Here is a 14,159-nt window from a genome sequence, read left to right as displayed (position 1 = left end):
CTCTCTTTAGGCAATCTGCCAAATACTTAATAAAAACCAATAAATTCTAAATTAAAGCGACTTTATTAGTCTTTCTGCCGTCTTCGTTTTATTTTAAACACAAAAAAACCGAGCAAAGCCCGGCTTTTTAAGCAATTACTTTTTAGTGATTATTCACGAATCTGGCCTTCGCCATTAACTAAGTATTTTTCAGTTGTAAGTGACTCAAGACCCATTGGACCGTAAGCATGTAGCTTAGTTGTCGCAATGCCAATCTCAGCACCTAAACCTAACTGTGAACCATCAGAAAAACGCGATGATGCATTAACCATTACCACAGATGCATCCACACTGCGTTGGAATAACTGCGCCGCAGCTTGGTCTTTAGTACAAATCACTTCAGTGTGGTTTGAACCAAACTTAGCAATATGATCAATGGCACCGGCAAAGTCAGGTACAACTTTAATTGCGATTTCTAAATCTAAGTACTCTTCACCAAACTCGTCGTCAGCAAGTACTGTTGCATTATCAAAGTACTCGGCAGCTTTCGCATCTGCATTTACTTTAACGCCTTCTTGACGAAGAACAACTGCACATAGGTTTAAAAACTCATCAGCGATATCTTGATGAACCACTAAACCTTCTAGGGCATTACACACACCTGTACGCTGGGTTTTACCATTTAATAGTAAATTGATTGCTACGTTCAGATCAGCGTCTTTATCAACATAAAGGTGACATACACCTTTAAAGTGTTGGATCACTGGAATAGTACTGTTTTCTGTTACAAAATTAATTAAACCTTCACCACCACGCGGAATGATTAAATCAATAGTGTCACGCTGTTGCATCAGCTCCATGAGCAGACCACGGTCTGGATCTGGGATCACTGAAATCAACGCAGCAGGTAAACCATGCTTTTCAAGTACTTTGTGCATTACACTTGCGATTGCTTGCGAGCTGCGAAGTGCTTCTTTACCACCACGTAAAATAACACCATTACCCGATTTAAAGCATAACGCACCGGCATCAGCCGTCACATTCGGGCGTGCTTCATAAATCATACACACAACACCAAGTGGTACGCGCATCTTGCTGATCTTAATACCGTTTGGACGCTCTGAAATTTCACGTAATTGGCCTACAGGATCATCAAGGCTAACAATTACTTCAATGCCTTCAGCCATTGCTTCAATACGCTCATCGTTTAGCGTTAAACGGTCAATCATAGACGCAGCAAGGTTATTATCACGTGCTGCCGCTAAATCGCTTTCGTTCTCTTTGATGATAAACGCTTTGCTTTCCCGTAACGCCTCTGCCATCTCAGTTAACACTTGATTCTTAGTAGCAGTATCAAGTAAAGCTAACTGGGTTGCAGCTTTTGCAGCTTGACTCGAAATATCCGTAATTAAACTCATGACTTCTCCAATAATGCGATATCTTTCTCTGAAACAACTGGGCCGATTGAATCTTGCATTTTTTCGCTAAATTCACTTTGCTCGTTGTCAGCAATAAAATTCAATAAACAGCTACTGTAGTTCGCTGTTGCTTTTGCTAGACGCGTACCATCATCACTACGAACTAAAATGGTATCGCCTACGCCAAATTCTCCGTGTACTGCAACGATTTCATCGCTACGAATACAACCGTCTTCATCTTTTAATGATTCATCGAATGAACCTTCAACGACAACCTCACCCTGCTCGTTAGCTGTGTGAGTCATCCAATGCACTGCTTCTTGCATCGGTTTCTCATATGGTTTGAAGATAGTACCTGGGTTATCACCCGCAAGCAGTCGGTTAAATGTCTCTTCTTTAAAACCATTTAAAATAAAGGTTGTAATACCATGTGAAGTGGCTTTTTCAGCCGCTTCGATTTTCGTTTTCATACCACCTGTACCAACGGCACTGGTTGCACAACCGGCCATGGCGTAAATTGATTCATCGATGCTATCAATTTCTGGTAATAGCACTGCATCTTCATGTAAATTCGGATTTTTGTCATAAAGACCATCAACATCCGAAAAAATCATCAATGCATCTGCGTCCGCCGCTGCGGCTACCATTGCCGACAAGTTATCATTGTCGCCAACTTTTAAATCATCAGTTGTTACCGTGTCATTCTCATTAATGATAGGTAATACACCATGCTCCAGTAAGGTGAAAACTGTTTCACGAATACTGGTATAACGCTCACGGTCACGTAAGTCACCATGAGTTAATAAAATCTGTGCTGATGGGAAATCAAAGAAACGATCCCACATCGCCATCATTTCTGTCTGACCGGCAGCAGCCATTGCTTTTTTCATCGTCACTGAACGCTTTTCTTGTTCAGGGAATAAATGCGAACCAGCAGCTACCGAACCCGATGATACTAAAATAACTTCGATACCTTGCGCTCGACAGCGAACGATGAACTGTGCAATGGTCAGTAAATAACGTGAGCGACACCCGTCTTGTTCGGGTGCGATTAATGCGCTACCTACTTTTAGTACTATACGTCGCCAATTTAACTTTTGCATAACTGTTCAACTTTCCATTTTACTATCTGTTCAGTGCCAATTTGCCACTGATTAAAAGACTCGCGTTTAGCTTTACTAAACGCACTGACTATTATCACTTTGCCAAACAACTTATCTATGCACACGACTACGCCACGCAAGTACTGCGATTAGATATAGCACAACTTTTATTCAGTCAGTAGACCAAACGGTTATAAACCATAAGTTGATAAAAAGAGATAAGTGTTGTTTATGTATCGCTGTAAAAAGCTGTGTGAGGCTTTTATTAATAACAACATACATAGAGCCTATACAATCTGGTACACCAACAGATAGGGTGTAGATTGTATGACCGAGATTTAGCTGCCACGATGGGAACTAAACATTGACCAGATAATGAACTTATATTCTATTCAACACGTAATAAATACACACTGAACACGGGAAAGCTCATTTCTATTTAATTAGAAAACAAAGTGTATAAAACACTAAAATTGTTACAAGCAATTGATTATTTAGAGGTAAAGCTCTAGAAAACTGTAGCAACACCGATAAACATTTAGATATCAAATTGTTTGAACACGAAATATAATACGGGAAATTAGGGGTAAAGATCAAGGGCGAAAAGTAATCACAGCTTTTATACTTGCCATAAATAGGAAAAATAAATACTTTTTAACAATAAGTTAGATCACCATATGTTAGCCCTAATGATTTTTTCTCTGCAAACCTGACTTTTGTTTTAGATATAACCCCAAAAAGTAGTAATAACGACTAAAATCGTATTTGAAGCATCAAGTTTGCTTGTGTCTATAGTGATGAGTAAGCTTTAATAAGCAGGCAATTTTATTTCAAAGGTCTAATTGAAGATTGCATTACATCATAAATAATGTGATTCGACCTTTTTTGAACAGTAGTAACAAAAGGATAATTTATTCTATGTCAGCAATTTATATAGCAGGGATCGCATTGTGCTCAGTATTAGCACAGTGGGTCGCATGGGCGTTTCGCGTACCCGCTATTTTATTTTTACTACTAACAGGTTTAGTTTTAGGGCCATTTAGTGGCGTACTAGAACCTGACGCTCTACTGGGTGATTTACTCTTCCCTGTAGTTTCTTTAAGTGTGGCGGTGATCTTATTTGAGGGTTCACTAACCTTACACTTCAGAGAGTTAAAAGGGATTGGTAAGGTAGTTCGTAACCTCTGCTCTATAGGAATGCTCACGACTTGTTTAGTAATCAGCTTCAGCGCTTATTGGATTTTAGAGCTGAACTGGCGAGTTGCTGCAGTACTTGGAGCGGTGCTTGTTGTAACTGGACCTACAGTTATTGCGCCGCTGTTAAACTCTATGAGACCTACTCAAGATATTGACCGCATCTTGCGTTGGGAAGGTATTGTTATAGACCCTATAGGTGCATTATTCGCAGTACTAGTATTTGAAGCTGTCATGCTTGTAGGTCAAGGCGAAGTACTGAGTCATACCATTATCGCGCTCTTTAAAACCCTGGGAGTTGGTTTAACCATTGGTGTCGTTGCAGGTTGGCTTACCACATTGCTGATACGCCGAGAATGGCTACCATTTGAGTTACACAAGTTTGGCATTTTAGCCTTAGTACTGATTAGCTTTACGGTTTCGAACCACCTAAGCCATGAATCTGGCCTCCTCGCTGTTACCGTGTTTGGTATTTGGCTTGCTAACCAAGATGATCTCGAAATTGACTCTGTGCTTGAATTTAAAGAAGACCTTTCGATGATCTTAATTTCATCACTGTTCATCTTACTTGCAGCCCGACTACAGCTATCAGATTTAATGATGTTACATAGCGATGTGTTTATTTTCTTAGCCATCGTGCTTTTTGTGGCTCGCCCAGCCTGTATTGCAATATCGACCTTTAAAACTGATTTACCACTTAAGTCTCGCTTAGTTCTGTCGTGGATTGCACCACGGGGTATCGTTGCCGCTGCGGTGGGCTCTGTATTTGCTCTAAGTATGGTCGAAGCTGGCATTGCCGATGCTGAAAAAATAGTGCCACTTATATTTACTGTAATTATTATTACTGTAGTACTGCAAAGCCTTACAGCAACACCGTTAGCAAAGTTATTAAAAGTACGCCAGCCTGCGCCAAATACTATTTTAATTATTGGCGCAAACCATGTAGCCCGTGCTATTGCTTGCGGCTTAAAAGATCAAAATATTCCGGTGCACTTATCTGATCCTGCATGGGAAAACTGTAAAATGGCACGCATGGATGGCTTACCTTGTTACTATGGTAATCCGCAGTCAGAGCATGCGGAGCGGTATTTACCATTAACAACAATTCGTAGCGTACTCGCGCTTTCACCGAACCGCCATCACAATGCATTAGGCGTACAATACTTCTCGCATTTGTTCGACGAAAAGAATGTATTTTCTTTGCGCTCTTCGACTAACCATGCAAAAGCGAATAAAGACAGTGCGACCTTCTTGTCACGACAAATTCTGTTTGGCGACAATGGCGCTTATGCCCGTTTAAGCAGCTTAATTGCCAAAGGCGGCAAAGTTAGTGCGACGCGTATTTCTGAAGAGTTTAGTTGGGATCAATATAAAGAAGTTAATAGCGAAGCAATCCCATTATTTATTTTAAATGGTGAAAAAAGCGATGATGACGATACGCCTATTAAAATTCGCCCGTTCACTACAAATATGGAAAAACCTCCACAAGTAGGTGAACGTATTGTGGCACTTCAACCGCCTAAACTATCGGTGCTAAAAGACCCGAACAACGGCAAACCGAAAGAAAATAAAGAAGAGAAATAACAGTAAGGCCAGCATTAGCTGGCCTTTTTTATATGTATTTGTATTTGCCTACATAGGTAAACGGGCGCGTGCAACGACGCTGTCTGGCATTTTTTCGGCAAGCTTAGCGAGTAAATTTTCGACTTTCTTGTGAGTTGCTTTATCGGCAACCATTGAATGAAATAACCAACGGTAGGCGTCTTCATAATCGCGCGGGCTGCCATAACCTTGATTAAATAGATTAACCAAACGCATTTGTGCCTTTAGGTTACCTTGAGCTGATGCTTCTCGTAAATAGGTCACCGCCATTGCTTTATCTTGCTGCACTAACTGGCCAACATCATAGTAGCGACCAAGCTGCTCTAAAGCCGCGCCTAGCCCTTGCTGAGCGGCCTGACGCATGTAATAAACCCCTAACTCTACATTACGGTCTACACACACCGCATAAGCTAGCATATCGCCATACAGGAACTGATATGATGGCAGTGCCATTTTATTGGCTCGCGCTTCGATATCTTGCACTAACTGGCAATCATCTGCCTTGACACGTGCAAGGTGTGTATTTTTATTGATCAAGCCTATTAACTCGCTCTCTGTGTAAAGAGGCACAGCTGTGATAGGCTCTTCAGCCATACTCAGGCTTGAGAAGAGTAATGTTAAAGGCAATAAAACACGCATCAAAATCACTTAAATAAAGTCAGTCTTAGCAAATAATATACAAATATTATACCAAGTGAATTTTAGGCACAAAAAAAGCTGCCGAAGCAGCTTTTTCAGTCACTATGACGATTATGCAAATGGGCTGCGTAATACCATAGTTTCTACACGGTCTGGACCAGTAGAGATGATATCAACTGGAACACCAGTGATTTCTTCAATACGTTTGATGTAATCAAGTGCCGCTTGCGGTAATTGATCAACTGACGTAGCACCTACTGTGTTTTCTGACCAGCCTGGCATCTCTTCGTATACTGGTGTTACTTTCTCGTAACCTTCAGCTGCTAATGGTGTAACGTTCGTTACTGTGCCATCTTCTAACTGGTAACCAGTACAGATTTTTAATGTTTCTAAACCGTCTAAAACGTCTAGTTTAGTTAAACAGAAACCTGAGATGCTGTTGATTTGCACTGCACGGCGCATTGCCACTGCGTCTAACCAACCTGTACGGCGTAAACGACCTGTCGTCGCACCGAACTCATGACCTTTATCACCTAAGTGCTTACCAACTGGATCTTGCTTATCAAGACCGTCGTAAAGCTCTGTAGGGAATGGACCAGAACCTACACGTGTAGTGTAAGCTTTGATAATACCTAACACGTAATCAAGGTGTAATGGACCAAAACCAGCACCAGTCGCTACACCACCAGCTGTTGTGTTTGATGATGTTACGTACGGGTAAGTACCGTGGTCGATATCAAGTAATGTACCTTGCGCACCTTCAAATAAGATGTTGTCGCCCGCTAAACGCGTTTGGTCAAGAAGCTCAGTAACATCAACAACCATTGCTTTTAAGATATCTGCGATAGCCATTGCATCGTCAAATGTCTTTTGGAAGTCAACTGGTTCAGCTTTGTAGTAATGCTCTAAAGTGAAGTTATGGTATTCCAATACTTCTTTAAGCTTGCTAGCAAACTGTTCAGGATTGAATAAGTCACCTACACGTAAACCACGACGTGCTACTTTATCTTCATAAGCTGGACCGATACCACGACCTGTAGTGCCAATTGGCTTATCGCCACGTGCTTTTTCACGGGCTAAATCTAATGCAATGTGGAAAGGTAAAATTAATGGACATGCTTCGCTGATTAATAAGCGCTCACGTACTGGTACGCCACGCTCTTCTAGCATGCCAATTTCTTTCATTAATGCTTCTGGTGATAAAACAACACCATTACCGATCACACACTTAACATTGTCACGTAATACACCCGATGGAATAAGGTGTAAAACCGTCTTTTCACCGTTGATTACCAGAGTATGGCCTGCGTTATGACCACCTTGATAACGAACTACTAAAGATGCTTTGTCTGTAAGGAGGTCAACTACCTTACCCTTACCTTCGTCACCCCATTGGGTGCCTAGTACAACAACGTTTTTACCCATTGCAAATTCACTTAGAAAAAATTAGGACGAGATTTTATCAGAAAACGAGGTGAAAGATCACCCCGTTTAGCTTATTTTTTCTGCGCCTGAATTTTTATCTTCTCAATTACTTAAACAACTACATGCAGAACAGAGGTTTATAAAATTGTTAAGAATAAAAATTAATCACTTACAGAAACAAAAAAGCCCCACAAATTGCGGGGCTTTTGATCATACGAGTATTACTTACTGTACTTTTGTACCTTTCATATAATTAAAGAAGTCGCTATCAGGTGAAATTACCATCACGTCTTGTTTATCTTTAAAGGTATTTTTGTATGCTTCTAGGCTGCGCATAAAACCAAAGAATTCAGCGTCTTTGTTATATGCATTAGCATAGATAGCAGCAGCATCAGCATCACCTTGACCACGTACTGTACGAGCATTACGTTCAGCATCTGCAAGCATTACGGTTACACGGCGGTCTACTTCTGCGCGAATTGTCTCAGCTTTTTCTTGACCTTCTGAACGGTGCTCTTTAGCTACTGCAGTACGCTCAGCACGCATACGCTGGAAGATTGAGCTACTCACTTCTTGTGGTAAGTTAATTTGCTTAACACGCACATCAAGCACTTCAATACCTAGCTCTTGCGCACTTTCAGATGCTTGAACTAACGCTTCTTCCATCAGTTCACTACGCTCGCCAGAGACAATCTCTTTAATTGTACGAGAACCGAAATTAGTACGAAGTCCATTGTTCACCTTTTGCTTAAGCAGTGTTTCAGCATATTGCTTATCACCACGGGCACGTAGGTAAAATGCACTAAAGTCATTAATACGCCACTTCACATAAGAATCAACGATTAAGTCTTTTTTCTCACTAGTAACAAAGCGGTCAGCTTCACCATCTAGCGTTTGAATTCGTGCATCTAAGCGACGTACTTGGCTAAAGAAAGGTACTTTTAAGTGTAAACCTGGGCCATATACTACAGCGTTATCGTCACTGTCTTTTTCAACTTTGCTGAATAATAAGACAATTGCTTTTTCGCCTTCTTGTACAACAAAAATCGCAGAAAAAGACAGCACAACTGCAAGGGCAAGTATTACTAAACTAAAATTTTTCATCTTACTTATCTCCCCTCATTAAAACGGTCAGTTGCGAAACGATCATTACTTGAATTAACCGTGCTGTTACGTGATGGATTTAACTTATTGCGAAGATCTTGAATATCACTTGAGCTTGGTAGCGCAACACGCGTTGCTGTACCTTGCTTTTCCATGATTTTATCAAGCGGTAGATACATCATATTATTACCGCCCTCTACATCAACTAACACTTTAGAGCTGTTACCTAGCACTTCTTCCATCGCATCGATATATAAGCGCTTACGGGTTACTTCTTTCGCAGCTTGGTACTCAGGTAACAGTTTTTCAAAACGTGCTACTTCACCTTGCGCTTCTAGAGTAATACGCTCACGGTACGCTTCTGCTTCTTGTGTCATTCGCGTAACTTGACCACGGGCACGAGGCTCAATTTCACGAGCGTAAGCCTCAGCTTCACGAATAAAGCGTTCTTCATCTTCTTGTGCAGCAATAGCATCATCAAACGCGTCTTTTACTTCACCCGGCGGACGTGAATCTTTAAAGTTCACATCGCTTACGATAATACCTAAGTTGTAAGGCTCAATGATTTTGTTTAGTTCATCCCACGTTTGTTGGCGCACTAACTCACGACCAGTTGTTAGCACTTGGTCCATTTTTACATGACCAATCACATAACGAAGAGCACTATCAAGCGCTTGTTTCAAGCTGCCATCTGCGTCGGTTACGCTAAACTTGTATAGGTGTGGATCGATAACACGGTATTGTACTTCAAACTCTACATTTACCACGTTCTCGTCTTCTGTCAGCATGAAACCTTTTGCAGATAACGAGCGAACCGCTTCAATATCTACAGGGATCACGCGTTCAATGAAGGTCATTTTCCAACGTAAGCCAGGTTCTGCAATGCGATTGTATTGTCCAAATTGTAAAACAATACCGCGCTCGGCTTCTTTTACCGTGTAAATACCACTTAATGCCCATACAATGACGGCAATAATAAGGATGAAAGAAATGCCTGCGCCACCAAGTCCGCCGCCGTTTTTACCTGGCTTATTACCACCAAATAAACCGCCAAACTTGTTGCCGAATTTACGCATTACCTCGTCTAAATCAGGTGGGCCTTGATCTTTTCCGCCTTTATTATTCCACGGATCTTTATCATTGCCATTATTACCCGGTTCATTCCAGGCCATAGCTATACTCCATTGTTATCTAAATGAATTAGGTTAAATCTATCAAATCTACAGCATTTCTCATACTAAAAAAGACAAATGCTGGCGATTTTTAATCAGTCACTACAAAAGAGTCGAGGTCTTGTCCCATCTCTTTTTTCAAGCGATTCCATTCTGCCATTGGCAAGCGTACCGATAACAACCAGTTTCCTTGCTCATCAAAACGTTCTTGATGAACTGCGTTTAAGTTGAATAATGCTGCACGAATACGACCATGTTGTGGTGGTAATTTTAGCTCATCAGCAAACATCTTCTTGGCAAGTAACTCATTAATTGCCTCACTTAGCAGTTCACAGCCAACGCCAGTGCGCGCCGACAACCAGACTCGTACCGGTTGACCTTCGTCGTTTCTATCTATACGTGGCGCAACGTCATCTAGCGCATCAATTTTGTTATAAACCAATAATTGCGGCACTTCATCTGCTTCGATTTCTTTTAAAACAGACTGTACTTGCTCAATATTTTCTTTTCGACGAGGGTCTGCCACATCGATAACATGCAACTGTAAATCAGCTTCACGGGTTTCTGTTAAGGTCGCTTTAAATGCTGCAACAAGGTCATGAGGTAAGTGACGAATGAAACCTACCGTATCCGCTAAAATAATTGGACCTATATCGCCGATATCTAACTTACGTAAGGTTGGATCTAGGGTTGCGAATAGCTGATCAGCAGCATACACATCTGAGTCAGTAATACGGTTAAATAACGTTGATTTACCCGCATTGGTATAACCTACTAGTGACACAGTTGGAATTTCATTTCGCGTACGCGCACGTCGCCCCTGCTCACGTTGAACAGCAACTTTATCTAAACGGGCACGAATATTTTTAATTCTTGCGCGCAGTAATCGTCTATCGGTTTCGAGCTGGGTTTCACCCGGACCACGTAACCCTATCCCGCCTTTTTGTCTTTCAAGGTGGGTCCAACCACGGATCAAGCGAGTAGAAATATGGCGTAACTGAGCTAACTCAACCTGAAGTTTACCTTCGTGAGTTCGCGCTCGCTGCGCAAAAATATCTAAGATCAAACTCGTACGATCAAGAACGCGGCACTGGCAAACGCGCTCTAAATTGCGTTCCTGTGACGGGCTAAGTTGATGGTTGAAAATAATGACATCTGCATTGTGGATTTTGACAGTTTCAGCGATTTCTTCTGCTTTTCCGGTCCCGACGAAAAGTTTCGGATGCGGTGCTTGACGACTGCCTTGCACAATCGCCAAACTACTAACACCAGCAGAAGATACCAACAACTCTAATTCGTGAAGATCTTCGCGATCTCCTTCTTTAGGTAAGTCGATATGAACTAAAACTGCCTGTTCGCCGGCTTCATAACGGTCAAACAAGCATTACGCTCCTAAGTTTAAAAATTTCCAGATTCTTGCTCTTCTGAATCATCACTTCCTTGAACGCCTTGGAAGTTAACAGAACGCGCTGGAACAACAGTTGAAATAGCGTGTTTATACACCATTTGATTTACGGTGTTTTCAAGTAAAATAACAAATTGGTCAAATGACTGGATTTTACCCTGCAATTTAATGCCATTAACCAAAAAGATTGATACTGGAATGCGCTCACGACGTAACGCATTTAAAAATGGGTCTTGTAACGACTGGCCTTTTGCCATGTTATTTTCCTTCGTTCTAGGTGTTATTATAATTAAGTAGCTGAACTAATTTAACAAAGCTAAAAAACTTTCAGCTACTACTAGCTTAGCGAACTTACTACACGTTGCAAGTTTTCTTCATCACCCGTAGTCAACCAAATTACTTCAGGCCAACCTCTTAACCAAGTCAGTTGTCGCTTGGCTAACTGCCGTGTGGCTGCAATACCACGAAAGACCATTTCATCATAGTCAATTTCGCCAGCAATGTAATCCCACATTTGTCTATAACCCACACAACGAATCGAAGGTAGGTCTGGGTGTAAATCCTTACGTTTATATAGGGATGAAACTTCATTTTCAAACCCCTGATCGAGCATTATTTTAAACCTTTTCTCAATTCGCTGATGTAATTCACTGCGATCATCAGGTGCAATGGCAAATTGATAGAAAGTATAAGGAAGCTCAGGCTGCTTTTGTTTTTGCAGCTCAGTCATTGTTTTACCTGTTATACGATACACTTCTAATGCACGATTAATTCTTTGCGAATCATTTTCGCTCATTTTTTTCGCTGCATCAGGATCGATTTTCACAAGTTCTTTATGCAAATGTGGCCAACCAAACCGCGCTGCTTCTTTTTCGAGTTCAGCACGTACTTCAGGTGATGCCTCTGGTAGCGGTGATAAGCCATCAATAAGCGACTTAAAATACATCATTGTACCGCCAACCAATACAGGTACTTTACCTTGCTGATGAAATAGATCAATCTTTTCAATTGCATCACGGCGAAAATCTGCCACTGAATAACTATCTGCTGGGTCAATAATATCAATTAAGTGATGCGGCGCACGAGCAAGCTCTTCGGCATTTGGCTTTGCCGTGCCGATGTCCATATCTTTATAGACTAATGCTGAATCAACACTGATTATTTCTGTGTTTAAATGCTCACACAGCGAAATTGCTAAATCTGTTTTCCCTGCAGCGGTTGGTCCCATTAAAAAAATGACGGGTAAGTTATTCAAGCCTAAATACCTTGCTTAGTTTAAAAACTGAGATAGTTCTATTTTAACTGCTTTTTGACGTAAAAGTTGCATAGTTTGTGGATTATTTTCTAACCGAGCCACTTGCTCCATAAAGGCTTGGCTTGCGTAATAACGTGTTGGTATTTGTTGAGTTAACCAAGCTAACCATTCATCGAGTGAACTTGGTGAGGCTTTACAGCCAGCAATAAGCCGCTCAATAGCATCACTTACATCAAGTAAATACACGCAAGGCGGAAGCTTTTTAACCATCACAAACTGTTTTTCTATTACTAAATCAAAACCAAGTAAGGTAAACCACGACTGCTGAGCATTTAACGCGCTAATATCATCAGCACTTGCATTTACTCGCACAGGTAACAACAAGGCTTTGCCATCAAGGCTACCTGCTTGCTCTACGTGCGCTTGCCAGTCGAGTGCTAAAGCATGCTTAAAGTGCGCAGCAAAGAGTTGGTTGTCTTCACTAAATACGCATTCGCCCTCGCGTACGTGGATGAGTTTGGCAAGCTTAGCTTGCTCTACAACCGGCGCTGTAACGCTTGGCTCTGGGCGTACTTGGTCAAAATGCGCAGCATGTTGCTCACTGATCCCTTGATAAAAAGCATTGACATCTTGATGCGATGTTTTACTGCGGCCTTGGCTGTCGCTACTAAAGCCAACGCCAGAGCGCCCTGCTCCTGTTGCCCCTGAATAACTCGCTGAACGTGTCGGCTGTAATTCAGATTTAGGGTAATCATATTGCTCTGTTGGCGCTGATTGAGTAAAACTTGGCTGCATGCTGCTTGAGTGCGCCTCATCAAACGAAGCATGCTGAAAAGCAGTGTCATTATACTCTGTAAAACCAGCTTCATGCTGAAGCGGTACCACCACTTGTTTTATTGCCTGTAGAATAAAGTCATGCACTAAACGGCCTTGATGAAAACGCACTTCATGTTTAGCTGGGTGCACATTTACATCGACCTGACGTGGGTCAATATCAATATAAATGACAAAACCTGGCAGCTCTTCAGAGCCTGCGACTTCTTCAAAGGCTTGGCGGATTGCATGCAAAATGAGTTTATCGCGCATCATGCGATTATTCACATAGGTATATTGCGTGCTATTCGTTGAGCCCACGGGCAATACCCAACCTCGTAACATCAAACCTGCTTCACCTGACTGAATATGCAGCCCCTGTTCACTAAATGCCTTACCCGCCACTTGTGCAACACGGCTTATCGCTTGCTCAGGGTTTGGTTTAGCACGGTATTGACGCACGACCTTGCCATTATGAGTCAGGGTGATAGAGACATCAAAACGACTCAGCGCAATACGCTTTATGAGCTCATCAATATGTGAAAACTCGGTTTTCTCGGTGCGAAGAAATTTACGGCGCGCAGGGGTATTAAAGAATAAGTCTTTCACCTCAATGGTGGTACCATCAGGGTGTGCGGTTGGCTTAATCTGCACCGCCATATCGCGACCTTCAGCAAACGCTTGCCATGCAGCCTCTTGCTGCTTTGGCTTTGAGCTTAAGGTTAAGCGAGAAACAGAACTAATTGATGCTAACGCTTCACCACGAAAACCCAGTGAGCAAATGTTCTCAAGATCATCGAGTGACTTAAGCTTACTCGTAGCATGGCGCGACAAGGCTAATGTTAGCTCATCTTTATTAATGCCAGAGCCATTATCGCGAATGCGAATAAGCTTATGACCACCACGCTCAATATCTATTTGAATGCGCGTTGCGCCAGCATCTAAACTGTTTTCTACCAACTCTTTAACAACGGATGCTGGGCGTTCAACCACTTCACCCGCAGCAATTTGGTTAGCCAATCGCGCGGGTAGTATTTCTATACTCATAGT

Annotated in this window: 11 protein-coding genes; 1 reads left to right on the top strand and 10 read right to left on the bottom strand. The window is 41.8% G+C overall.

What is annotated here, in order from left to right:
• Positions 1-149 precede the first annotated feature (149 nt).
• A complete protein-coding gene (locus JIG37_RS15565) occupies positions 150-1,397 on the bottom strand; it encodes a glutamate-5-semialdehyde dehydrogenase (protein ID WP_138617986.1) in 1,248 nt (415 codons plus the stop codon).
• On the bottom strand, positions 1,394-2,500 hold the full coding sequence (gene proB, locus JIG37_RS15560; protein ID WP_138600167.1) for a glutamate 5-kinase: 1,107 nt from the start codon (positions 2,498-2,500) through the stop codon (positions 1,394-1,396). Before proB ends, JIG37_RS15565 begins: the two co-directional genes overlap by 4 nt.
• 918 nt (positions 2,501-3,418) lie before the next feature.
• Here proB and JIG37_RS15555 point away from each other — a divergent pair.
• The gene (locus JIG37_RS15555) at positions 3,419-5,278 is read left to right on the top strand and encodes a sodium:proton antiporter (protein WP_138600166.1); all 1,860 of its coding nucleotides are present in this window, start codon (positions 3,419-3,421) and stop codon (positions 5,276-5,278) included.
• A gap of 48 nt (positions 5,279-5,326) precedes the next feature.
• Here the strand turns inward: JIG37_RS15555 and JIG37_RS15550 are convergent, their stop codons facing one another.
• The 8 genes from JIG37_RS15550 to mutL form a co-directional block, all read right to left on the bottom strand.
• Positions 5,327-5,935 carry a tetratricopeptide repeat protein gene (locus tag JIG37_RS15550; protein ID WP_138600165.1) on the bottom strand — a complete coding sequence of 203 codons (609 nt, stop codon included), beginning with the start codon at positions 5,933-5,935 and terminating at the stop codon, positions 5,327-5,329.
• Between the two features lie 111 nt (positions 5,936-6,046).
• Positions 6,047-7,360, bottom strand: coding sequence for an adenylosuccinate synthase (locus tag JIG37_RS15545; protein WP_054552439.1), 1,314 nt, complete (start codon positions 7,358-7,360; stop codon positions 6,047-6,049).
• A 225-nt stretch (positions 7,361-7,585) separates the two neighbouring features.
• Positions 7,586-8,464 (bottom strand): protease modulator HflC, encoded by an 879-nt coding sequence (hflC, locus tag JIG37_RS15540; RefSeq protein ID WP_054552438.1) that lies wholly within the window; start codon positions 8,462-8,464, stop codon positions 7,586-7,588.
• Positions 8,465-8,469: 5 nt separating this feature from the next.
• Complete coding sequence (gene hflK, locus JIG37_RS15535; RefSeq protein WP_054552437.1) at positions 8,470-9,636, bottom strand: FtsH protease activity modulator HflK; 1,167 nt, start codon at positions 9,634-9,636, stop codon at positions 8,470-8,472.
• A gap of 91 nt (positions 9,637-9,727) precedes the next feature.
• The gene (hflX, locus tag JIG37_RS15530) at positions 9,728-11,017 is read right to left on the bottom strand and encodes a ribosome rescue GTPase HflX (protein ID WP_054552436.1); all 1,290 of its coding nucleotides are present in this window, start codon (positions 11,015-11,017) and stop codon (positions 9,728-9,730) included.
• 17 nt (positions 11,018-11,034) lie between these two features.
• Positions 11,035-11,298: an RNA chaperone Hfq gene (gene hfq, locus JIG37_RS15525; protein WP_054552435.1), complete on the bottom strand. Its 264-nt coding sequence runs from the start codon at positions 11,296-11,298 to the stop codon at positions 11,035-11,037.
• Positions 11,299-11,378: 80 nt separating this feature from the next.
• On the bottom strand, positions 11,379-12,296 hold the full coding sequence (miaA, locus tag JIG37_RS15520) for a tRNA (adenosine(37)-N6)-dimethylallyltransferase MiaA (protein WP_138617988.1): 918 nt from the start codon (positions 12,294-12,296) through the stop codon (positions 11,379-11,381).
• Positions 12,297-12,311: 15 nt separating this feature from the next.
• Entirely contained in the window at positions 12,312-14,156 is a 1,845-nt protein-coding gene (gene mutL / locus JIG37_RS15515; protein ID WP_199529781.1) for a DNA mismatch repair endonuclease MutL, read from the bottom strand.
• Positions 14,157-14,159 lie beyond the last annotated feature (3 nt).

The organism is Pseudoalteromonas sp. bablab_jr010, assembly GCF_016464105.1.
Lineage (GTDB): Bacteria > Pseudomonadota > Gammaproteobacteria > Enterobacterales > Alteromonadaceae > Pseudoalteromonas > Pseudoalteromonas simplex.
The sequence above is the reverse complement of the archived record's forward strand: the minus strand, read 5'-3'. Positions and strand labels throughout refer to the sequence as shown.